The following is a 21675-nucleotide window of genomic DNA, read 5'->3' on the forward strand; positions in this document are numbered from 1 at the left end:
AACCTAAAAGTCACATTACATTAACAATAGGTGTAATAAAGAAATTAATGCAACGCACTAATCACGAAAAAAACGTTAAATTGTTTTAGATCAAAAAACGCCTCTGGATATAATTTCTGAAATAGGCTTAAATTGCGCGAGGTCAATTATCGCCTTCCCCAGCGTTTAGTTGGAAAGTTGATGTGAAGCCAAAAACCTAGTCTGTGTCACGTAAAAACCTATTTATTGTAGGGGATTACAAGCGTAATATACAGTTACCTCCTTCTGGGGTACGCGATTTGTATTACTTGTTATTTATCTTGAACTTGCTGTCGGGGCGATTGCCCTGGTGAACGCTATCTCTGGCGTTTGTTATGGCTTGTGTGAAAGCAATTCTTGTTGTGTTCTTTTTGGGTGTAATGGCCGGATGTTTGGCGGCTTGTCAGCGTTTGCAAGCTAATCCCTTCCTGCGAGGAGCAAGGAGTCAAAATGTTTGATGTAGTCGAACTGTCACGTTTACAGTTTGCCTTAACTGCAATGTACCATTTTCTATTCGTACCATTAACGCTGGGGATGGCGTTTTTGTTGGCGATTATGGAAACGGTATATGTGCTGTCCGGCAAACAAATCTATAAAGATATGACCAAGTTCTGGGGCAAGTTATTCGCTATTAACTTCGCACTGGGGGTCGCTACCGGATTGACTATGGAGTTTCAATTCGGGACCAACTGGTCATATTTCTCTCACTACGTCGGGGATATTTTCGGTGCGCCGCTGGCTATTGAAGGCCTGATGGCATTCTTCCTCGAATCGACCTTTGTTGGCTTGTTCTTCTTCGGCTGGGATCGTTTAGGAAAAGTGCAGCATATGGCCGTTACCTGGCTGGTTGCACTGGGTTCTAACTTCTCTGCACTGTGGATTCTGGTTGCCAACGGCTGGATGCAAAACCCCATCGCATCGGATTTCAACTTCGAAACTATGCGTATGGAAATGGTGAGCTTCGCCGATCTGGTGCTGAACCCGGTTGCTCAGGTGAAATTCGTTCACACGGTGGCAGCCGGCTACTGTACGGGCGCGATGTTCATTCTGGGTATCAGCTCTTATTATTTGCTGAAGGGTCGCGATATTGCATTTGCCAAGCGTTCATTCGCTATCGCCGCAAGTTTCGGTATGGCTTCTGTCTTGTCCGTTATCGTACTGGGTGATGAATCCGGCTATGAAATGGGCGACGTACAGAAAACCAAACTGGCAGCCATTGAAGCCGAATGGGAAACACAACCCGCGCCGGCATCCTTTACGCTGATCGGCATCCCGAACCAGGATACGATGGAAAATAACTATGCCATCAAGATTCCTTATGCTCTGGGTATAATCGCTACCCGTTCTACTGACAAAGAAGTCACCGGTCTGAAAGAACTGATGGTGATGCATGAAGTGCGTATTCGCAATGGTATGAAGGCTTACCACTTGCTGGAGGAGTTACGCGCTGGCAATACCGATCCGGCAGTAAAAGAAGCGTTCAACCAGTCTAAGCAGGATCTGGGCTATGGTCTGTTGCTGAAACGCTATACGCCGAAAGTCGCTGATGCGACAGAAACGCAGATTCAACAGGCGGTTAAAGACTCTATCCCGCGTGTTGCGCCGCTGTACTTCTCTTTCCGTATCATGGTGGGCTGCGGCATTTTGATGCTGTTGATCATCGGCCTGTCTTTCTGGACTGTTCTGCGTGGCAAAATTGGTCAAAAACGCTGGCTGCATCGCGTTGCACTGTATGGTATTCCGCTGCCGTGGATTGCTATCGAAGCAGGCTGGTTTGTGGCTGAATATGGCCGTCAACCTTGGGCCATCGGTGAGATTCTGCCAACGGCAGTTGCCACGTCATCACTGACAGCAGGGGATATCCTGTTTTCAATGGCGTTGATCTGTGGTCTGTATACGCTCTTCCTGGTCGCAGAGATGTATCTGATGTTCAAATACGCGCGTCTGGGGCCGAGCAGCCTGAGAACAGGGCGCTACCATTTTGAACAACCTATAGCGGCTGCGCAGGAAGCACGGTAAACAGGAGTCCACTATGTTTGAATATGAAGTCTTACGTTTTATCTGGTGGCTGTTGATCGGTATTTTGCTGATTGGCTTCGCTATCACCGATGGTTTTGACATGGGCGTGGGTATTCTGGTGCGCCTGATGGGGCGGGGTGATACCGAACGCCGTGTCATGATTAACAGTATTGCGCCGCACTGGGACGGTAACCAGGTGTGGTTAATCACCGCTGGCGGTGCGTTGTTTGCCGCCTGGCCGATGGTTTACGCCGCTGCGTTTTCCGGTTTTTATGTGGCGATGATCCTGGTGTTGGCCTCGCTGTTTTTTCGTCCTGTCGGTTTCGATTATCGCTCGAAAATTGAAGATCCACGCTGGCGTGGCATGTGGGATTGGGGCATCTTCATCGGTAGCTTTGTCCCGCCGGTTGTGATTGGCGTGGCGTTTGGCAACCTGTTGCAAGGTGTGCCGTTCCATGTCGATGAATATCTGCGTCTGTACTACACCGGAAACTTCTTCCAACTGCTGAATCCGTTTGGTCTGTTGGCGGGTGTGGTGAGTCTGACGATGATTCTTGCTCAGGGGGCGACCTACCTGATGATGCGAACCACGGGCGATCTGCATGTGCGTTCCAAATCTGCCGCGCAGATTTCCGCGTTGGTAATGATGGTAGCATTTGCTCTGGCTGGCGTGTGGGTAGTTTACGGTATTGATGGTTATGTAGTGACATCGGCGATTAACACCGCTGCTGAATCTAACCCACTGCGTAAGGAAGTCGCTCATCAGGCCGGAGCCTGGTTGATCAACTTCAATAACCATCCGATCTTGTGGGCTATTCCTGCGCTGGGCGTAGTACTGCCTGTACTGACTACCCTTATGGCACGCGCAGAGAAAGGCGCATGGGCATTCCTGTTCTCTTCTCTGACTATCGCGTGTGTGATTCTGACTGCCGGGATTGCCATGTTCCCGTTCATCATGCCGTCAGTGACTGTGCCTAACGTCAGTTTGACGATATGGGATGCGACATCAAGCCTGCTGACGCTGAAAGTGATGACTGTCGTTGCGATTATTTTCGTTCCTATCGTGCTTTCTTATACCGCATGGTGCTACTACAAGATGTTCGGTCGCATTACCAAAGAGCAGATTGAGCAAAACACTCACTCACTGTACTAAGTAAGGAGCTTAATTTATGTGGTATTTTGCCTGGATACTCGGAACGCTTCTTGCTTGCTCACTGGGGATTATTACCGCCCTGGCACTTGAGCAGAGTGAGGCAAGCAAAGTGGCTGAAGAAGATAAGCAATGAGTGATCTGGTCGATAAACTCTATCGCCGGATGGATAAGAGCCCGATAAGGGCTCTTTCCCTCATCATGGCGTTGCTGCTGGCGGGCTGTGTGTTCTGGGATCCGGCGCGCTTTGCGGCGCGTACCAGTGAACTTGCGGTTTGGCAGGGGCTGCTGTTGATTTGGGCTGTTTGTGCTGGCGTAGTTCACGGCGTGGGTTTCCGTCCACATCACCTGTTCTGGCGTGCGTTTTTTGCACCATTTCCTGCCTTTGTGATCCTGTGCGCAGGATTGTACTATTTCTTCGGCTAAATTAGTCTCCTATTCCATTTAGTTATGGGTTGCTTGCAGCCCATAATTATTTTATTTCCTCTGTCACAATCCATTCCAAACCTCATTTCTCTTGCGTATAGTAGCGAGGTTTAATGCATTACTGGGATGTAGAGTGAGTAATTCGTTGTTTCGCTGGCCAGTTCGAGTCTATTTTGAAGACACCGACGCAGGTGGTGTTGTTTACCATGCACGCTATGTTGCCTTTTATGAAAGGGCAAGGACTGAAGCGTTGCGTGAGCGCAACTTTCACCAGCAAGCCTTGCTAAGTGAGCATGTCGCGTTTGCGGTTCGTCGGATGACGGTGGAGTATCTTGCTCCTGCTCGCCTCGACGACATGCTGGAGGTGCAAAGCGAAATTATTTCGCTGCGTGGCGCTTCTCTGACTTTCGCACAGCGTATTCTCAATGCTCATGGCACCCTGCTAAGCCATGCTGAAGTTTTGATCGCATGCATCGATCCACATCAAATGAAGCCAATTGCGCTTCCTAAGTCTATTGTCGCGGAGTTCAAGCAGTGACTGACATGAACGTTTTTGATTTGTTCCTGAAGGCAAGCCTTCTGGTCAAACTAATCATGCTGATTTTAATCTGTTTTTCTATCGCTTCCTGGGCGATCATTATTCAACGTACCCGAATTTTGAACGCGGCGACGCGCGAGGCTGAGGCGTTCGAAGACAAATTTTGGTCAGGCATCGAGCTGTCGCGTCTCTATCAGGAAAGTCAGGGACGTCGTGATAACCTGACGGGTACTGAACAAATCTTCCATTCAGGTTTCAAAGAATTTGCGCGGTTGCATCGTGCGAACAGCCATGCGCCAGAAGCCGTGGTAGAAGGCGCGTCCCGCGCAATGCGCATTTCAATGAATCGCGAATTGGAAACGCTGGAAACGCATATTCCCTTTTTGGGCACAGTAGGATCTATCAGCCCGTATATTGGCCTGTTCGGGACAGTTTGGGGGATCATGCACGCTTTCATCGCGCTGGGCGCAGTGAAGCAGGCAACGTTACAAATGGTTGCCCCAGGTATTGCCGAAGCCTTGATTGCCACGGCAATCGGCCTGTTTGCAGCGATCCCTGCGGTCATGGCGTATAACCGCCTTAGCCTGCGGGTGGGCAAACTGGAGCAGAACTACGACAACTTTACAGAAGAGTTCATCGCGATCCTGCACCGTCAGGCGTTCTCCAGCGATAACAGCAAGTAATCAGGGGGGATCATGGCACGAGTACGCAGAGGCCGTCGTGAGCTGAAATCCGAGATCAACATCGTTCCGCTACTGGACGTGCTGTTGGTGTTGTTGCTGATTTTTATGGCGACAGCGCCGATTATCACGCAGAGCGTTGAGGTGGATCTGCCTGATGCGACCGACTCAAAAACGGTCTCCAGCAACGACAATCCACCCGTGATCGTAGAAGTTTCAGGCATAGGGCAATACAGCCTGGTTGTTGAGCAAAACCGTATGGAACAGCTTCCGGCAGAGCAGGTGGTTGCTGAAGCGCAATCACGGCTGTCAACCAATCCCAAGACGGTCTTTTTGATTGGTGGCGCGAAGGATGTTCCTTATGATGAGATCATTAAAGCGTTGAATTTGTTGCATCAGGCTGGCGTGAAATCCGTTGGATTGATGACGCAACCGATTTAAATGAGTGCATCACGGTAATGATCGTTAAGCCTATTTCTGGCAACACTGTTTTTGGGAATCGCTTGTGTTAAAGGCAAACGAACAAAACGATAAGCTGAAACGTGCCGTTATTATTTCGGCCGTTTTGCACATCATACTGATTGCTTTGCTGCTCTGGAGTTCGTCGACGCAAACGATGGATGCCAGCGGAGGCGGTGGAGGCTCGTCCATTGATGCCGTAATGGTCGATCCTAGTGCTGTGGTGGAGCAGTATAATCGTCAACAGCAGCAACAGACCGATGCGAAACGTTCTGAACAACTGCGTCAAAAGCAGGCTGAACGGCAGGCTGAAGAGCTCCAGCAGAAGCAAGCGGCTGAACAGCAACGTCTGAAAGAGCTGGAAAAAGAGCGCCTGCAAGCGCAGGAAGAAGCGAAAAAGCAGGCTCAGGAACAGGCTGAACAACGTAAGCAGTCTGAAGCGGCTGCACAGCAGGCGAAAGAACAGCAGAAGCAAGCCGAAGCCGCCGCTGCAAAAGCGAAGGCAGAAGCTGAACAGCAGGCGAAAGCGGCGGCGGATGCCAGAAAGAAAGCGGAAGACGAGGCGAAGAAACAAGCTGCTGCGGCCGCTGCTGCTAAGAAACAGGCGGAAGAAGAGGCGAAAGAAAAAGCCGCTGAAGCCGCCAAGCAGAAGGCAGCAGAAGCGGCTAAAGCAGAGGCCGCAAAGGCCGCCGCAGAAGCAGAGCAGGCTAAACAAAAAGCAGCGGCTGAAGCCGCAAAACAAAAGGCGGAAGCTGATGCTGCTAAGAAAGCAGAAGCAGCCGCAGCGGCGAAGAAAGCCGCAGATGATAAAAAGAAAGCAGCGGCAGAGGCGGCTAAGCAGGAAAGTGCTGTTGATGATTTACTGGGCGGGCTGTCTTCATCGAAAAATGCGCCGAAGTCCGGCGGTGGCGCGCCTGCGGGCGCGGGTAACAATAAGAAGAGCGGTGCATCTGGTGCGGCGCTGGATAGTTATGGTAGCCAGGTGCGTTCAGCCATTCAGAGCAAGTTTTATGACTGGCAGCTTTACAAAGGGCGTACCTGTACATTACGGATTAAACTGGCGCCAGATGGTCTGCTGATTGATGTCACTGCTGAAGGGGGCGATCCGGCGTTATGTCAGGCGGCGATTGCGGCTGCCAAACAAGCCAGAATACCGAAGCCACCGAGTACAGATGTTTATGAGGCTTTCAAAAACGCGCCGATAGACTTTAAACCGCAGTAACCGGGCTGTTTACCCAATAGATTTAAGATTATTACGATGGTAAATAAACCAGGTTATGTTGTTTTGTTGACATTGGTTTGTTTTTGTTAAAATTCTGCTAATTTATCGTAGACTTCGCGTCTGGATAAGGGAGATGAGATGAAGCAAGTACTAAAAGTTGCAGTAGGCTTTTTAATGCTGTGGGCCGCGGTTCTGCACGCGGAAGTACGTATAGAGATTACCCAAGGGGTTGATTCTGCACGTCCTATCGGCGTTGTTCCGTTCAAGTGGGCGGGGGCCGGCGCGGCACCAGAAGACGTAGGCGGTATTGTGGGAGCTGATTTGCGTAACAGTGGCAAATTCAATCCGATCGACGCAAACCGCATGCCGCAACAGCCCGCAACGGCATCTGAAGTGACGCCTGCCGCCTGGACGGCACTGGGCATTGATGCGGTTGTTGTTGGGCAGGTTCAACCGAGTGCCGATGGCAGCTATCTGGTTTCTTACCAACTGGTTGATACCTCGGGTAACCCGGGTAGCGTTTTGGCGCAGAACCAGTTCAAAGTGACCAAGCAGTGGTTGCGCTATGCTGCACACACGGCCAGTGATGAAGTGTTTGAAAAACTGAGTGGTATCAAAGGTGCCTTCCGCACCCGTATTGCTTACGTTGTGCAGACCAACGGCGGGCAGTTCCCTTATGAACTGCGCGTTGCAGACTATGACGGCTATAACCAATTTGTTGTGCACCGCTCACCACAGCCCCTGATGTCTCCGGCCTGGTCTGCTGACGGCAGCAAACTTGCCTATGTTACGTTTGAAAGTGGTCGTTCTGCTCTGGTTATCCAAACGCTGGCAAATGGTGCGATTCGTCAGGTCGCTTCTTTCCCTCGTCACAACGGCGCGCCTTCTTTCTCACCTGATGGTAGCAAACTGGCGTTCGCGCTCTCTAAAAGCGGTAGCCTGAACCTGTATGTGATGAATCTGGGATCCGGGCAGATCAGCCAGGTGACTGACGGTCGCAGCAACAACACCGAACCAACCTGGTTCCCTGACAGCCAGACCTTAGCCTATACTTCAGATCAGGCTGGGCGTCCTCAGGTTTATAAAGTTAATGCTAACGGCGGTGCGCCACAACGTCTGACCTGGGAAGGTTCTCAGAATCAGGACTCTGATGTGAGCGCCGACGGGAAATTTTTGGTAACGGTTGGCTCTAATGGTGGAGCGCAACATATTTCCAAGCTGGATCTGGTAACGGGTGCCGTACAAGTATTAACGGACACGTTCCTGGACGAAACGCCAAGTATCGCACCGAATGGCACGATGGTGATCTACAGCTCCAAACAAGGACTGGGATCAGTGCTACAGTTGGTTTCGACAGATGGACGTTTCAAAGCGCGTCTTCCGGCTACTGATGGACAGGTTAAATTCCCTGCCTGGTCGCCGTATCTATAAGTACAGATATGTACAATAAACTCGTCAAAGGACAAAGAAATGCAATTCAATAAAGTGCTGAAAGGCCTGATGTTGGCTCTGCCGGTACTGGCAGTGGCCGCTTGTAGCTCCAACAAGAATGCGGACAATGACCAATCTTCCATGGGCGCTGGCAGCAACGGCATGATGGACGGCGGTAACATGTCTTCTTCTGAGCAAGCTCGTTTGCAGATGCAAGAATTACAGCGTAACAACATCGTTTATTTCGGTCTGGACAAGTACGATGTTAGCTCTGAATTCGCTCAGATGCTGGACGCACACGCTGCATTCCTGCGTAGCAACCCGTCTTACAAAGTGACTATCGAAGGTCATGCTGACGAACGTGGTACGCCAGAATACAACATCGCTCTGGGTGAGCGTCGTGCCAATGCGGTACAAATGTACCTGCAAGGTAAAGGCGTTTCTTCCGATCAGATCTCTATCGTTTCTTACGGTAAAGAGAAACCAGCCGTTCTCGGTCATGACGAAGCGGCGTATGCCAAAAACCGTCGTGCCGTTCTGGTATATTAAGAGAATCGCATGAGCAGTAACTTCAGACGTCACCTGTTGGGTCTGTCGTTACTGGTTGGCGTAGCGGTCCCCTGGGCCGCTACTGCCCAAGCGCCAATCAGTAATGTCGGCTCAGGCTCGGTCGAAGACCGTGTCACTCAATTGGAGCGTATCTCTAACGCTCACAGTCAGCTTTTAACTCAACTTCAACAACAGCTCTCTGATACCCAACGTGATATTGACAGTCTCCGAGGGCAGATCCAGGAAAGTCAGTATCAGTTGAATCAGGTTGTTGAACGGCAGAAGCAGATCTATCAGCAGATTGATGGATTAAGTTCGCAATCCTCTTCTACACCGACGACAGACGGCGCACCTGCCTCTGCTGCGGGTACTGATACCGGTGCCGCCAATACGGCGGCACCGGCCAGTACGGGTGATGCGAATACGGATTACAATGCCGCTGTTGCACTCGTGCTGGAGAAAAAACAGTACGATCAGGCTATCAGCGCATTTCAGGCATTCGTCAAGAAGTACCCGGATTCAACGTATCAGCCTAATGCCAACTATTGGCTTGGTCAGTTGAATTACAACAAGGGGAAAAAAGACGACGCGGCGTATTATTTCGCCAGTGTTGTCAAAAATTATCCCAAGTCACCTAAAAGTGCCGAGGCATTGCTGAAGGTTGGGGTGATCATGCAGGAAAAGGGTCAGGCTGATAAAGCTAAGGCCGTTTACCAGCAAGTTGTAAAAATGTACCCCAATACAGAAAGTGCAAAGCAGGCACAGAAGCGTTTATCTGCCTCGTGATTTTGTCTTAATTGGCACAAAAATCGCCCATCATGAGCGATTTTTGTGCCTTGGCGTCTTAAGAGTAAGCAATTAAACAGTTTTTTAAGAAAATAGGTTGCGCTGAAAATTTAAATCAGTAATATGTGCCGCCGTTGCCAAGGCAAACAGTAAGACGCTAAAGCAGCATGAAATTGGGTCGTTAGCTCAGTCGGTAGAGCAGTTGACTTTTAATCAATTGGTCGCAGGTTCGAATCCTGCACGACCCACCAATTTCAACTATGATAGTTGGTTTTGAATCGTGAAGGATGAGAACCATAAGGTTCGACAAAATCGGCAGTATCGATTTTGAACAACGCGAAAGCGTGGGCCCGAAGGGCGAGTCCGTAGGACGAGTAATCCTGCACGACCCACCAATTTCAAGAGCAGCAAGTATCAAAGCAGTTCCGCATTGCGGGTCGTTAGCTCAGTCGGTAGAGCAGTTGACTTTTAATCAATTGGTCGCAGGTTCGAATCCTGCACGACCCACCACTCCCAGCAGTAGATTTCCTTTCTCAAATAATTTCATTTTAAATAGCATATAGCTCGTGTCGTGTGGGTGAGAACCTGCGCTCAGGTTCGAGCCGAGCGAAGCGAGACAGCAACGCGTTAGCGTTGACCCCGCAGGGGCGAGGCCGAAGGCCGAGTCATCCTGCACGACCCACCACTTCGGCAATAAATTTCCTTCCTCGAATAAATTCATTTTAAATCATATATCGCACGTGTCGTGTCGGTGAGATAAAACCCATTATCGTTTTCTGCTTGTTAAGGCTTTGCGGTATATTAGGTGTTTTATCCCTCTACAGCCCGTCCGGGACGATTTTCTGATCCTATCGAGCAAGGGAATCATTGCCACAGGGCAGTGTGCGTAGCCCTGTTTAGGAAGATATATGATTGGTCCGTTGATTAATGGTGGCGCTATCTTGATTGGTAGTGGTCTGGGCATTGCTTTACGTCGTTTTATCCCTCAGCGTTTGCAGGATGGCCTGCCCCCCGCGTTTGCGATGGTGTCGATTGCCATGGGTATCACGCTGGTTGTTAAAGTCCAGCAGTTGCCTGCGGTGGCGTTGGCTATCGTGATTGGTGTGGCGCTAGGTGAGTTGCTACGTATGGAATCTGGCGTGCAGTGGGCTGGTACGATGATCCAGAAAGGGTTAAATCACGTTTTGCCTGCACAGGAGCACCGTTTACCGCAGGATGTTTACACTCAGAATTTTACTGCATTAATTGTCCTGTTTTGTGCCAGCGGCACCGGTGTGGTTGGTGCGTTAACGGAAGGGCTAACTGGCGATTATCAACTGCTGATCATCAAATCGACCTTGGATATCTTCACCGCGCTGATTTTTTCCATCACGCTCGGCCTTGCCGTGATGTCGATTGCGATACCGCAGATGATTGTCCAGATGCTATTGTTCTTCTCCGCCAAATTGATTATGCCCTTTATGACCGAGGTTACGATGGGCGATTTTTCTGCATGTGGCGGGATTATCATGATTGCGGTAGGACTGCGGATCGCACAGATAAAATCATTTGCGGTGGTTAACTTCCTTCCTGCTTTAGTCCTGGTTATTCCCATCTCGCTGTACTGGCATCGTTTTTTTGCTTAAATCTTTATCGCTTTTTAAGCATATTAAACAGATTGTCGGTATTCTAGAAAAAAAACCGCGACTTCAGGCCGTGTTTTCGGTATTTTGTTTAGGATAGAAAACCCCTTGGTGCTGGTGATGAATCCGTATCAGGGGGTAACCCGAGTTGTCATCGCGGAAATCCATAATGAGCATCCTTTTTGATAGCAATGAAACCATTTATCCGTTTCCGCCGAAGCCGCGACCCTTGTCTGCTGAGGCGAAACAGCACTACCGTAGCAGGATAAAAACGCTGTTACGGGAAAGAAACGCCGTTATGGTCGCGCATTATTATACCGATCCTGAAATTCAGGCGCTGGCAGAAGAAACCGGCGGCTGCGTGGCAGATTCGCTGGAAATGGCGCGATTTGGCAGCACCCATTCAGCATCGACGCTGCTAGTGGCTGGGGTTCGCTTTATGGGGGAAACCGCCAAGATACTCAACCCGGAAAAGACGATTCTGATGCCTACGCTGGCGGCTGAATGCTCGCTCGATCTCGGTTGCCCTGTCGATGAGTTCAGCCGTTTCTGCGACGCACACCCAGATCGAACGGTTGTCGTTTATGCCAATACTTCTGCGGCGGTAAAAGCCCGTGCCGATTGGGTAGTCACCTCCAGTATCGCTGTGGAACTGATTGAACATTTGGATAGTCTGGGAGAAAAAATTATCTGGGCGCCGGACCGTCATCTGGGAAGCTATGTCCAAAAGCAGACCGGTGCGGATGTTTTGTGCTGGCAAGGCGCGTGCATTGTGCATGACGAATTTAAAACGCAGGCGCTCAAGCACATGAAAATTCTGCACCCGGATGCGGCCATTTTGGTACATCCAGAATCGCCTCAGAGTGTGGTAGAGATGGCGGATGCTGTGGGATCAACCAGCCAACTGATTCAGGCGGCGAAAACGCTGCCGCAGCGCGAGCTGATTGTGGCGACCGATCGCGGTATTTTCTACAAAATGCAGCAGTCTTGCCCGGAGAAAACATTGCTGGAAGCGCCGACAGCGGGGGAAGGAGCAACCTGCCGCAGTTGCGCTCACTGCCCATGGATGGCAATGAATGGACTGGAGGCGATTGCTAACGGTTTGGAACAAGGTGGTAATGCTCATGAGATTCAGGTTGATGCTTCCCTGCGAGAAGGCGCGCTAATCCCGCTGAATCGCATGCTAGATTTTGCGGCGTCGCTAAAATTGCGTGTGAAAGGGAATGCCTGACGGGGCTTCTGGGCATCTTAATAGAGACTTTTTACAATCATTGAGACAGGGTGGTGAGATGGATTTTTTGAGTACCAGCAATATTTTAATTCATATCCCTTTAGGGGAAGGGGGCTACGCCCTTTCCTGGATTGAGGCGATAGGTACGCTGTTTGGCCTGCTGTGTATCTGGTTCGCGAGCCAGGAAAAAACCATTAACTATCTGTTTGGGGTGATTAACGTCACGCTGTTTGCCGTGATTTTTTTCCAGATTCAACTTTACGCCAGTCTGCTGCTGCAAATTTTCTTCTTTGTTGCCAATATTTATGGTTGGTACGCCTGGACGCGCAAGACGGATTCGCAGGAAGTGGAATTGCGTATTCGCTGGCTACCGTTACAAAAGCTGATTGGCTGGTCGGTGGCCAGCGTGATCGCGATTGGTTTCATGACATTCTATATTGACGCAGTATTTGCTGTGCTGACGCGCATCGCCGTTTCTGGTTTGCAGGGATTAGGCTTGATGGTACAAATGCCGAACCTCCAGCCGGACGCGTTTCCCTTCTGGGATTCCACCATGATGGTGCTGTCGATTGTGGCAATGATTCTGATGACGCGTAAATACGTCGAGAATTGGCTGCTGTGGGTGGTCATTGATGTAATCAGCGTGGTGATTTTTGCTTATCAGGGGGTATACGCGATGGCGGTAGAATACGCGATCCTGACGCTGATTGCCCTGAATGGCTCCTGGCTGTGGATTAAGAGCGCGCGGGAAAATCGTGCCAGCACGCCTTCAAACGGCATGTAATCAGAACGTAATGCGCATGGTGATGGCCTTCTGCATCATGGCTTCCATGATGAAAAGCGCAGAGGCCATCATCGGTTGTTCGCCGACCTGCCATCGATCGCCCTGAATGGCGATTTCATCTCACCTTACTGAAATCTACAGTGGAAACCTATTCTGTGCTTTACCGGTTGAGCTATTTTCTGGTGAAAATAGGACGGATACGGCATCTTAGAGCATTTGATCGCGTAAATCCCGCTGATTTCAGCGCCCTGATAACAGCAGCTTGACATATAATAATCAATCTTCAATATGAAACATCCCGTTTCTCAGGCCACTCATACAGGCGGGATGGCGCGTATTAGATGGGGCTAATATACCGTTTCGGAACCGATGGATTTATTTATGAATTACCAAAATGATGATTTAAGAATTAAAGAAATTAATGAACTTTTGCCGCCGGTTGCTTTGCTAGAAAAGTTTCCAGCCACGGAGAAGGCCGCAGAAACGGTATCGTTTGCGCGTACAGCCATCCACAAAATTCTTAACGGCAATGACGATCGCTTATTGGTGGTGATTGGTCCTTGCTCGATTCACGACACGAAAGCGGCGAAAGAGTATGCCGCGCGCCTGCTGACGCTGCGCAACGAGCTGAGTGCCGATCTGGAAGTAGTGATGCGGGTTTATTTTGAAAAACCACGTACCACGATTGGCTGGAAAGGCTTAATCAACGATCCGCACATGGATAACAGCTTCCAGATCAATGACGGCTTGCGTATTGCGCGCCAACTACTGCTGGAAATTAACGATATCGGTTTGCCGGCTGCGGGTGAATTTCTGGATATGATCACCCCGCAATACATGGCGGATCTGATGAGTTGGGGCGCTATCGGGGCGCGTACGACGGAGTCTCAGGTGCACCGTGAATTGGCCTCCGGCCTGTCATGTCCGGTCGGCTTTAAAAACGGCACCGACGGTACGATCAAAGTCGCGATTGATGCGATCAACGCTGCCAGCGCGCCACACTGCTTCCTGTCTGTCACCAAATGGGGTCATTCGGCTATCGTTAACACCAGCGGTAACAACGATTGCCACATTATTCTGCGCGGCGGCAAAACGCCGAACTATAGCGCTGAGCACGTTAAAGACGTGAAAATGGGGCTGGAAAAAGCCGGTCTGGCACCACAGGTGATGATCGATTTCAGCCATGCGAACAGCAGCAAGCAGTTTAAAAAGCAGATGGATGTCTGTACTGATGTCTGTGGGCAGATCGCTCAGGGCGACAACGCGATTATGGGCGTAATGGTGGAAAGCCATCTGGTTGAAGGGAACCAGAGTCTGGAAAGCGGTGAGCCACTGGTTTATGGCCGTAGCGTCACGGATGCTTGTATCGGCTGGGAAGATACCGAATCCCTGCTGCGTCAGTTAGCGTCTGCGGTACGTGAACGCCGTAGTAAGTAACGGAGAATGGCGTGCTAGTGGGTACGTCATAGAAACGCTTTCAACGTCGCTTGCGATAATTGGTCAGGAAGTACGTTGAATCACGCGCATAGAAAACCCGGCACAGGCCGGGTTTTCTCATTCAGCGGTAAATTACTTCGCTTTACCCTGATTCGCTACTGCGGCAGCTTTTGCAGCGATTTCGTCTGCGTTGCCCAGATAGTAACGTTTGATTGGTTTGAAGTTCTCGTCGAACTCATACACCAACGGCACGCCCGTTGGGATATTCAGTTCCAGAATTTCGTCTTCGCCCATGTTGTCCAGGTATTTCACCAGCGCACGCAGGGAGTTACCGTGAGCCGCGATGATAACGCGTTCACCGCTCTTAATGCGTGGCAGGATGGTTTCATTCCAGTAAGGCACAACACGTTCGATGGTCAGCGCCAGACTTTCAGTCAGCGGCAGCTCTTTGTCGCTCAGCGCAGCATAACGCGGATCGTGGCCAGGGAAACGTTCGTCATCGCGTGTCAACTCTGGAGGCGTAATCGCGAAACCACGACGCCATTGTTTAACCTGCTCGTCACCGTATTTCTCGGCGGTTTCGGCTTTGTTCAGCCCCTGTAACGCACCGTAGTGGCGCTCATTCAGTTTCCAGGATTTCTCCACTGGCAACCAGGCTTGATCCAGCTCGTCCAGTACGTTCCACAGTGTATGAATGGCACGTTTCAGCACGGAGGTATACGCGAAATCAAAGGCAAAACCTTCGTCTTTCAGTAGCTGACCTGCGGCTTTGGCTTCTGAACGGCCTTTGTCGGACAGATCGACATCGTACCAGCCTGTGAAGCGGTTTTCGTTGTTCCACTGGCTCTCACCGTGTCTTACCAGTACCAGCTTAGTTACAGCCATAGCTAAACTCCTTCCTATCCTAAGATTTCTGTGATAACTGATTTCATTATAGGGGGGGAGAACGGTTATCGGCAATCGATAGTCGATGGCAAGCGTGATTTATCCGCCGGTTATTTGCGTAAAATCACGCTCTGGCTTTACCGTTTCAGCCAACCGGATTCCTTCTTGTGCAATAACAAATAAACCGCAGGGATCACCAGCATCGACAGTAGCGGGGCACTCACCATCCCGCCTATCATCGGCGCGGCAATGCGCTGCATGATTTCAGATCCGCTGCCGCCGCCCCACATAATGGGAAGCAGCCCTGCCATAATCGTTGCTACGGTCATCATTTTCGGTCGTACACGTAAAACCGCCCCTTCATGGATAGCATCCATCAACTGCTGGTGCGACAGCGCCTGGCCTGCCACCCGGTGTTTTTCTACCGCGTGGTTGAGGTACAGCAGCATGATGACGCCAAATTCTGCGGAGACGCCCGCCAGTGTAATAAAGCCCACCGCACCCGCGACAGAAAGATTATAGCCAAGGATATAGAGCAGCCAGACGCCGCCAATGAGCGCGAAGGGGAGCGTTGCCATAATCAGCAAGGCATCTTTGATGCGGTTGAAGGTGACATACAGCAGCACAAAAATGATCAGTAGCGTAAAGGGGATAACAATTTTCATTTTTTCCGTGGCGCGTTCCAGATACTCAAACTGACCGGACCAGCTCAACGAAACCCCTTGCGGCAGCGTGATCTGTTGGGCGACGGCTTGCTGCATGTCTTCAACGGCAGATTTCAGATCGCGACCGCGCAGATCGACGTAAATCCAGTCTGACAGGCGACTGTTTTCGCTTTTCAGCATAGGTGGCCCTTCAGTGACGCGAATATCAGCCAGTTCTGCCAGCGTCACTCTGCTACCGTTTGCCGTCACGATGGGCAGGTCACGCAACGTTTGTAGCGAATCGCGTAATTCACGCGGATAGCGGATGTTGATGGGATAACGCTGACGGCCTTCAATGGTTTCTCCGATATTTTGCCCGCCGATGAGTGTTGTGACGACCGACTGAAGCTCCTCGACGGACACTCCGTAGCGTGCGGCGCGCTGACGGTCGATATCAATATCGATATAGCGCCCGCCCGCCAGCCGTTCCGCCAGCGCCGAGGTTACACCTGGAACCTGTTTGACTACCTGTTCAATTTGCTCGGCGGTGCGCTCGATGTCTGCCAGGTTATTGCCGTTAACTTTAATGCCTACCGGGCTTTTGATGCCGGTTGCCAGCATGTCCAGCCGATTGCGGATCGGCGGCACCCATACGTTGGCGATGCCCGGCAGGCTGACGGTGCGATCCAATTCTGCCACTAGCTTGTCCATAGTCATGCTTTCACGCCACTGGTCGCGCGGTTTCAACCGGATCGTGCTTTCCAGCATGGTGAGAGGGGCGGGATCGGTTGCCGTTTCGGCACGTCCTGCTTTACCGAAAACGGATTCGACTTCCGGCACGGTTTTAATCAACCGATCCGTTTGTTGCAGCAGTCGACCGGCTTCACGTACCGAGATGCCGGGCAGAGTGGAGGGCATATACAGCAGGTCGCCCTCATCCAGCGGCGGCATAAATTCGCTTCCCAGACGGCTGAGCGGGAAGAGTGTGAGCAGCAACAGCAGGCCGGAAACCAGCAGGGTGGTCTTTGGATAGCTCAAGACTTTTTGCAGCACCGGGTGATAAAGGGCAATGAGCCAACGATTAATCGGATTTGCCTGTTCATCGGGAATGTTACCGCGAACGAAATACCCCATTAAGACCGGAACCAGCGTAATCCCTAATCCGGCGGCGACGGCCATGGCATAGGTTTTGGTAAAAGCCAGCGGTGAAAACATACGGCCTTCCTGTGCCTCCAGCGAGAACACCGGCACAAACGACAGCGTAATGATCAGCAGGCTGCAAAACAGCGCGGGGCCGACTTCCATCGCAGCCCGTTCTGCTAACTGCCACCATTGATTATTCTGCGGCTGCTTGCCGGGGTTTTCATGCCGCCATTGTTCAATGACTTTATGCATGTTTTCTATCATCACAATCGCGGCATCCACCATTGCGCCGATGGCAATCGCGATTCCGCCCAGCGACATGATATTCGCGTTAACGCCCTGATAGCGCATGATGATAAACGCTCCCAAAATCCCCAGCGGCAGGCTGATGATTGCCACCAGCGCCGAGCGGAAGTGGAATAGAAACAGGGCGCAGATGACCGAGACGACGACAAATTCCTCTAACAGTTTGAAGCTCAGCGTATCGATAGCGTGCTCTATCAACTGTGAACGATCGTAGGTTGGCACGATCTCAACGCCCGCTGGCAGGCTTTTTTGTATGTCCTGTAACCGCGCTTTGACGGCATGCAGCGTATTCAGCGCATTTTTACCATAGCGCAGCACGATAATGCCGCCCGCGACTTCACCTTCTCCGTTCAGTTCGGCGATGCCGCGTCGCATCTCCGGCCCTTCTCTGAGCGTCGCCACATCCTGCAACAGCACGGGAATACCGTTGCGGGTGGTAATCACTACGTGGTTAAAGTCTTGTGCCGTTTTCAGGTAGCCAGTGGTGCGCACCATGTATTCCGCTTCGCCTAATTCCAGCACCGAACCGCCATTTTCCTGATTTGCCGCCTGTACGGCACTGACAATCTGCTGATGGGTGATGCCCTGCGTTCGCATGCGTTCTGGATCGACGACAATCTGATACTGCTTGACCATGCCGCCCACGCTGGCAACTTCGGCCACGTCTGGCACGGTTTTTAGCTCATATTTCAGCAGCCAGTCCTGAAAGCCGCGCAGGTCGGCCAGACTGTATTGGCCGCTGCGATCGACCAGCGCGTATTCGTAGATCCAGCCGACGCCCGTCGCATCCGGGCCGAGCGACGTTTTAGCCTCGGCGGGCAGGCTGGATTGCACCTGACTGAGGTATTCCAGCACGCGGGATCGCGCCCAGTAAGGATCGGTGCCATCTTCAAACAAGACATAAACGTAGGCATCGCCGAACATGGAAAAGCCTCGTACTGTTTTGGCTCCCGGCACGGAAAGCATGGTGGTGGTCAACGGGTAGGTCACCTGGTTTTCTACCACTTGCGGCGCTTTACCTGGATAGCTGACACGAATGATAACCTGCACGTCAGATAGATCGGGTAGCGCATCCAGCGGTGTTTTTTGTAGGGAAAGCAGGCCCCACACCGCCATGAATAGCGCCGCCAGTAAAACCAGCAAACGATTATTGAGCGACCAGCGAATCACGTAGGCGATCATGGGTGACCTCCGTGTCCGGCATGCGGATCGTCAATGGGTAAAAAATGCAGAACATGAATCCCGTTGTCGTCCATGTTGAACTGAAAGCTGATCGTGCTGCTGATTCCCACACCCTGCGGCAGCCCTGACGCTGGCAGTGTGAAATCCATCGTCATTGGCGACCAGTTTAGTGCCGGAACGGCTTCATGTTCGATGGTGACCTGATTGTCGTTTATTGCTCTGATGATCCCCTGAGTTTGATAACCGACTGACGCAGAAGGTGCTGCTGATGAATCCGCAGCAAATTGCGGCAAGGCGCTGCGCAGGCTGGCTTCGGAATCAATCAGGAACTGACCGGAGGTGACCACGCTGTCGCCCGCTTTCAAGCCCTCGATGATTTCTACCCAGTCGCCCAGTGACGCGCCCGCAGTCACGTTACGCGGGGTGAAATGGCCGTTGCCATCGCTTAGCAAGACCCGATTCTGGCTACCGCTGATTAACAGCGCTTCTTGCGGGATCGCCAGACGCGATTGTGTCTGAGCGTGAGAAAACTGCACGGTCAGGTACATGCCGGGTTTAAGCTGCTGTTGCGGGTTATCCAGCACGATACGCGCTTTTAACGTGCGCGTAGTGCTATCCAACACGGGCAGCAGTTCGCTGATTTTTCCATGGAAAGTGTTGCCCGGCCAGGCACGGCTGGTGGCGATGATGTCGCTGCCGAGAGTGAGTTGTGCCGCCTGTGACTCGGGGTAATCAACATCGACCCAAACCGGATTCAGGCTGGCAAGTTCGAATAATGGCTGAGCAGGGCTTAACTGCATACCTTGCCGTACCTCCAGCTTATTCACGTAGCCGTTTTCTGGTGCGGTAATCGTAATCCTGTCTTGCGGCTTGCCGCTACGCTCGACCTGCCGAATAATCGTGTCCGGCATGAATAACAGCGCCAGCCGCTGGCGGGCGGATTGGGTCAGTATGTCGTCACCTAACTGCCGTACTGCCAGATATTCGCGTTGCGCCGCCGCCCAGGTTGGGTTCCACAAGATGGCCAGCGTTTCGCCTTTTTTCACCTGCTGTTGCAGGGCATTGACCGTGAGTTTCTCGACAATCCCACCACTGGGCGCGACGAGCGTGCGCAATCCACGCTCGTTGAGTGCGACGGTGCCATAACCTGTGCTGCGGTCTGCAAGCTCGCGCATTTCTGCACGGGCGGTGCGAACACCAAGATTTTGCTGCTGACGGGCGCTGACGGTGACGCCGCCGTCATTTTGTGCTTCATCGGCGTAGCGGGGAACCAGTTCCATCTCCATAAAAGGCGATTTCCCCGGTTTGTCGAAGCGTTTATCCGGCACCATCGGATCGTACCAATAGAGAACCGCACGTTTGGGTTCTACGGTAGAAGGCGAGTGCGGCGTTTGCTGTTGGCCAACCAGATAGCCCACGCCACCTGCGCTGAGAATAGCCAGCGTCATCAGACTCAACAGGCGTGCTTTTTTCATGACGATTGTGCTCATCGTGTAGGGCTTCCTTGTGGTGTCAGATAGCGGATGGCGGCCCAATATTGCGCCATCTCCCGAGCGGTATCCTGAACCGCTATCCGGCTTTCTAGCAGCGCCCGGCGGGCATCCAGTACCGCAGAAAGCGTGCTGCTGCCGGATTGATACTGAGCCTGAATCAGTTTGATGCGCTGCTGTTGTAGCGGGAGAATCTCGTTGCTCTGGCGCTGCCAGCGTGACTGGGCCGCTTGATATTGCGCGATTAGCGTGTTGAGTTGCGCCTGATGTTCTCGCTCGGTGAGTAATACTCTGTCGCGGGCTTCCATGCTGCGTGAGACGTCAGCGGCATAGTCCTTATCCTGACGTTTGGATTTGAACAGCGGCAGATCGACGGTTACCATCATGCCCGCCATGTCATCGTAATCATCGCCACGTTTCGCGTAATAGACTTCAACATCGACATTGGGGATGGCGGCAACGGCTGACTGTGCGGAGCGAGCCTGAGCCAGTTCGGCTTCACGCTGCGCCTGCTGCATTTCTGGGTGCTGGTGAATCGCATGACTTAACACGTCCGGTGAGGCGGGTAACCGCTCAAAGCGGGGAAGCTCGCCGTACACGTTGATATCTGCAATGCCGGTAAGCTGAACCAGTCGGGCATGCGCGATACGGGTATCCCGCTCAGCATCGGCTTGCTTGTCCTGCATGGCTGCCAGCGTCAGACGAGCATCCAGTACGCTACTGGCTTCACTGCCCGCCGCCACACTCGCTTTTTGCGAGGCGATCTGTCGTTGGCTTTCGTTGACCAGCGCCGTGACCTCACTCAACGCCTTCTGGGAAAGCGCCAGATCCAGCCATGCTTGTGCCGTTTCCCGTTGCAGGCGAGCGCGAATACTTTCGCTATTGCTTTGCAGGGTGTCGGCTTCGACCCGAATAGCCTGTGCTTTACTATCGCGCTTACGGCTACTGACGTACGTTTGCATGACGCCGATACGTTGCATCGTCATCCCTTCCCGTGTAAGTCGACTGCCGCTGTTGCCGCCCAGAGGCACATTTTCGACACCAAATTTCAATTTGGGATCGGGAAGTTGTGTGGCGGAGTCGGCCATGTTCTGTAGCGCGTTGATCTGGTGTTGATTGGCCGAGAGATCGGCGGAATAACGTTCCGCCACCTGTAAGGCCTGTTCAAGACTCAGATCTGCCGCAAAGACGGCGGCAGGCAGCCACAGTAGCATCGCCAGACACGCGCGCGCGGCGTCGTGTGTGGATAAATTCATGATGTGCTCCGGTTAAGGCTGCTGTGGGGTAATCGCGGTCAGAATGTAGCCGCTGTCGTTCTGGATAAAGCTGAACGCAACGGGCGTGTTAACCGGGAGCGGCGTGATTTCGCCACGGGATGGCAGCGTGAATGCCATCGTCATCGCAGGCCATTTTAGGGCGTCAACCGGGGCGTGAGAGAGCGTCACGCTGTCGGCATTCCACTGCTTAACCATCCCGGTAGTGTGATACACGGCGGTAGTGGTCGCAGGGGGATTGGTATGCACCATCGCGTGATGCTGGTGCTCGTTTGCCCACACGGGAAAGGGGATAGAAGAAACAGAAAAAATCAGGCTGCTGATCATAACTATGTTAGTGATACGCATAACAATAATCCCAATAAAAAAAACTGATAAACAAGGCGTTACGCTCGATGG

The 21675-nt window shown here is 51.9% G+C and carries 20 protein-coding genes, 2 tRNA genes and 2 other RNA genes; 19 read left to right on the top strand and 5 right to left on the bottom strand.

Features of this window, described 5'->3' with window-relative positions; all coding sequences use genetic code 11:
* Positions 1-468 precede the first annotated feature (468 nt).
* The 19 genes from cydA to aroG all read left to right on the top strand — a co-directional run bounded on the left by cydA (position 469) and on the right by aroG (position 14352).
* Positions 469-2037 (top strand): cytochrome ubiquinol oxidase subunit I, encoded by a 1569-nt coding sequence (gene cydA, locus OI69_RS08005; protein ID WP_039348454.1) that lies wholly within the window; start codon positions 469-471, stop codon positions 2035-2037.
* A gap of 13 nt (positions 2038-2050) precedes the next feature.
* Positions 2051-3190 carry a cytochrome d ubiquinol oxidase subunit II gene (gene cydB / locus OI69_RS08010; RefSeq protein WP_039348456.1) on the top strand — a complete coding sequence of 380 codons (1140 nt, stop codon included), beginning with the start codon at positions 2051-2053 and terminating at the stop codon, positions 3188-3190.
* Positions 3191-3206: 16 nt separating this feature from the next.
* On the top strand, positions 3207-3323 hold the full coding sequence (gene cydX, locus OI69_RS19170; protein ID WP_072034273.1) for a cytochrome bd-I oxidase subunit CydX: 117 nt from the start codon (positions 3207-3209) through the stop codon (positions 3321-3323).
* Positions 3320-3613, top strand: coding sequence for a cyd operon protein YbgE (gene ybgE / locus OI69_RS08015; RefSeq protein WP_039348459.1), 294 nt, complete (start codon positions 3320-3322; stop codon positions 3611-3613). Before cydX ends, ybgE begins: the two co-directional genes overlap by 4 nt.
* Positions 3614-3746: 133 nt before the next feature.
* Positions 3747-4151 carry a tol-pal system-associated acyl-CoA thioesterase gene (ybgC, locus tag OI69_RS08020; protein ID WP_039348462.1) on the top strand — a complete coding sequence of 135 codons (405 nt, stop codon included), beginning with the start codon at positions 3747-3749 and terminating at the stop codon, positions 4149-4151.
* The gene (tolQ, locus tag OI69_RS08025) at positions 4148-4834 is read left to right on the top strand and encodes a Tol-Pal system protein TolQ (protein WP_039348465.1); all 687 of its coding nucleotides are present in this window, start codon (positions 4148-4150) and stop codon (positions 4832-4834) included. Before ybgC ends, tolQ begins: the two co-directional genes overlap by 4 nt.
* A gap of 12 nt (positions 4835-4846) precedes the next feature.
* Positions 4847-5272, top strand: coding sequence for a colicin uptake protein TolR (gene tolR / locus OI69_RS08030; protein ID WP_010285025.1), 426 nt, complete (start codon positions 4847-4849; stop codon positions 5270-5272).
* 64 nt (positions 5273-5336) lie between these two features.
* On the top strand, positions 5337-6512 hold the full coding sequence (tolA, locus tag OI69_RS08035; protein ID WP_039348468.1) for a cell envelope integrity protein TolA: 1176 nt from the start codon (positions 5337-5339) through the stop codon (positions 6510-6512).
* A gap of 138 nt (positions 6513-6650) precedes the next feature.
* On the top strand, positions 6651-7943 hold the full coding sequence (gene tolB / locus OI69_RS08040) for a Tol-Pal system beta propeller repeat protein TolB (protein WP_039348471.1): 1293 nt from the start codon (positions 6651-6653) through the stop codon (positions 7941-7943).
* Between the two features lie 39 nt (positions 7944-7982).
* On the top strand, positions 7983-8492 hold the full coding sequence (gene pal, locus OI69_RS08045; protein WP_039348473.1) for a peptidoglycan-associated lipoprotein Pal: 510 nt from the start codon (positions 7983-7985) through the stop codon (positions 8490-8492).
* A gap of 9 nt (positions 8493-8501) precedes the next feature.
* Positions 8502-9278, top strand: a complete 777-nt coding sequence (gene cpoB / locus OI69_RS08050; protein ID WP_039348475.1) for a cell division protein CpoB — start codon at positions 8502-8504, stop codon at positions 9276-9278.
* A gap of 175 nt (positions 9279-9453) precedes the next feature.
* Positions 9454-9529, top strand: a tRNA-Lys gene (locus OI69_RS08055).
* A 15-nt stretch (positions 9530-9544) separates the two neighbouring features.
* Positions 9545-9673, top strand: a non-coding RNA gene (locus OI69_RS19175) — RtT sRNA.
* A 39-nt stretch (positions 9674-9712) separates the two neighbouring features.
* Positions 9713-9788: transfer RNA gene (locus OI69_RS08060), tRNA-Lys, on the top strand.
* A 47-nt stretch (positions 9789-9835) separates the two neighbouring features.
* Positions 9836-9963: non-coding RNA, RtT sRNA (locus OI69_RS19180), on the top strand.
* A 223-nt stretch (positions 9964-10186) separates the two neighbouring features.
* Positions 10187-10903 carry a DUF554 domain-containing protein gene (locus OI69_RS08065; RefSeq protein WP_039348477.1) on the top strand — a complete coding sequence of 239 codons (717 nt, stop codon included), beginning with the start codon at positions 10187-10189 and terminating at the stop codon, positions 10901-10903.
* 166 nt (positions 10904-11069) lie between these two features.
* Positions 11070-12131, top strand: a complete 1062-nt coding sequence (nadA, locus tag OI69_RS08070) for a quinolinate synthase NadA (protein WP_039348479.1) — start codon at positions 11070-11072, stop codon at positions 12129-12131.
* 58 nt (positions 12132-12189) lie between these two features.
* Positions 12190-12915, top strand: coding sequence for a nicotinamide riboside transporter PnuC (gene pnuC, locus OI69_RS08075; RefSeq protein ID WP_039348481.1), 726 nt, complete (start codon positions 12190-12192; stop codon positions 12913-12915).
* A 381-nt stretch (positions 12916-13296) separates the two neighbouring features.
* The gene (gene aroG / locus OI69_RS08080) at positions 13297-14352 is read left to right on the top strand and encodes a 3-deoxy-7-phosphoheptulonate synthase AroG (RefSeq protein WP_039348484.1); all 1056 of its coding nucleotides are present in this window, start codon (positions 13297-13299) and stop codon (positions 14350-14352) included.
* Positions 14353-14484: 132 nt separating this feature from the next.
* Here the strand turns inward: aroG and gpmA are convergent, their stop codons facing one another.
* The 5 genes from gpmA to OI69_RS08105 form a co-directional block, all read right to left on the bottom strand.
* Positions 14485-15237 (bottom strand): 2,3-diphosphoglycerate-dependent phosphoglycerate mutase, encoded by a 753-nt coding sequence (gene gpmA / locus OI69_RS08085; RefSeq protein WP_039348486.1) that lies wholly within the window; start codon positions 15235-15237, stop codon positions 14485-14487.
* 137 nt (positions 15238-15374) lie between these two features.
* Positions 15375-18512, bottom strand: a complete 3138-nt coding sequence (locus tag OI69_RS08090; RefSeq protein WP_039348488.1) for an efflux RND transporter permease subunit — start codon at positions 18510-18512, stop codon at positions 15375-15377.
* Positions 18509-20002, bottom strand: a complete 1494-nt coding sequence (locus tag OI69_RS08095) for an efflux RND transporter periplasmic adaptor subunit (protein ID WP_039348490.1) — start codon at positions 20000-20002, stop codon at positions 18509-18511. Before OI69_RS08095 ends, OI69_RS08090 begins: the two co-directional genes overlap by 4 nt.
* On the bottom strand, positions 19999-21258 hold the full coding sequence (locus tag OI69_RS08100) for a TolC family protein (protein WP_039348492.1): 1260 nt from the start codon (positions 21256-21258) through the stop codon (positions 19999-20001). The genes OI69_RS08095 and OI69_RS08100 overlap by 4 nt, the downstream gene beginning before the upstream one ends.
* Before the next feature lie 12 nt (positions 21259-21270).
* Positions 21271-21624: a copper-binding protein gene (locus OI69_RS08105; protein WP_039348499.1), complete on the bottom strand. Its 354-nt coding sequence runs from the start codon at positions 21622-21624 to the stop codon at positions 21271-21273.
* Positions 21625-21675: the final 51 nt, after the last annotated feature.

The organism is Pectobacterium fontis (assembly GCF_000803215.1).
Classification (GTDB): Bacteria; Pseudomonadota; Gammaproteobacteria; order Enterobacterales; family Enterobacteriaceae; genus Pectobacterium; species Pectobacterium fontis.

Coding starts and splice junctions, on each gene's coding strand:
- cydA (WP_039348454.1), top strand. CDS start 469: ATGTTTGATGTAGTCGAACTGTCACGTTTACAGTTTGCCTTAACTGCA.
- cydB (WP_039348456.1), top strand. CDS start 2,051: ATGTTTGAATATGAAGTCTTACGTTTTATCTGGTGGCTGTTGATCGGT.
- cydX (WP_072034273.1), top strand. CDS start 3,207: ATGTGGTATTTTGCCTGGATACTCGGAACGCTTCTTGCTTGCTCACTG.
- ybgE (WP_039348459.1), top strand. CDS start 3,320: ATGAGTGATCTGGTCGATAAACTCTATCGCCGGATGGATAAGAGCCCG.
- tolR (WP_010285025.1), top strand. CDS start 4,847: ATGGCACGAGTACGCAGAGGCCGTCGTGAGCTGAAATCCGAGATCAAC.
- tolB (WP_039348471.1), top strand. CDS start 6,651: ATGAAGCAAGTACTAAAAGTTGCAGTAGGCTTTTTAATGCTGTGGGCC.
- pal (WP_039348473.1), top strand. CDS start 7,983: ATGCAATTCAATAAAGTGCTGAAAGGCCTGATGTTGGCTCTGCCGGTA.
- cpoB (WP_039348475.1), top strand. CDS start 8,502: ATGAGCAGTAACTTCAGACGTCACCTGTTGGGTCTGTCGTTACTGGTT.
- OI69_RS08065 (WP_039348477.1), top strand. CDS start 10,187: ATGATTGGTCCGTTGATTAATGGTGGCGCTATCTTGATTGGTAGTGGT.
- nadA (WP_039348479.1), top strand. CDS start 11,070: ATGAGCATCCTTTTTGATAGCAATGAAACCATTTATCCGTTTCCGCCG.
- pnuC (WP_039348481.1), top strand. CDS start 12,190: ATGGATTTTTTGAGTACCAGCAATATTTTAATTCATATCCCTTTAGGG.
- aroG (WP_039348484.1), top strand. CDS start 13,297: ATGAATTACCAAAATGATGATTTAAGAATTAAAGAAATTAATGAACTT.
- gpmA (WP_039348486.1), bottom strand. CDS start 15,237: ATGGCTGTAACTAAGCTGGTACTGGTAAGACACGGTGAGAGCCAGTGG.
- OI69_RS08090 (WP_039348488.1), bottom strand. CDS start 18,512: ATGATCGCCTACGTGATTCGCTGGTCGCTCAATAATCGTTTGCTGGTT.
- OI69_RS08095 (WP_039348490.1), bottom strand. CDS start 20,002: ATGAGCACAATCGTCATGAAAAAAGCACGCCTGTTGAGTCTGATGACG.
- OI69_RS08100 (WP_039348492.1), bottom strand. CDS start 21,258: ATGAATTTATCCACACACGACGCCGCGCGCGCGTGTCTGGCGATGCTA.
- OI69_RS08105 (WP_039348499.1), bottom strand. CDS start 21,624: ATGCGTATCACTAACATAGTTATGATCAGCAGCCTGATTTTTTCTGTT.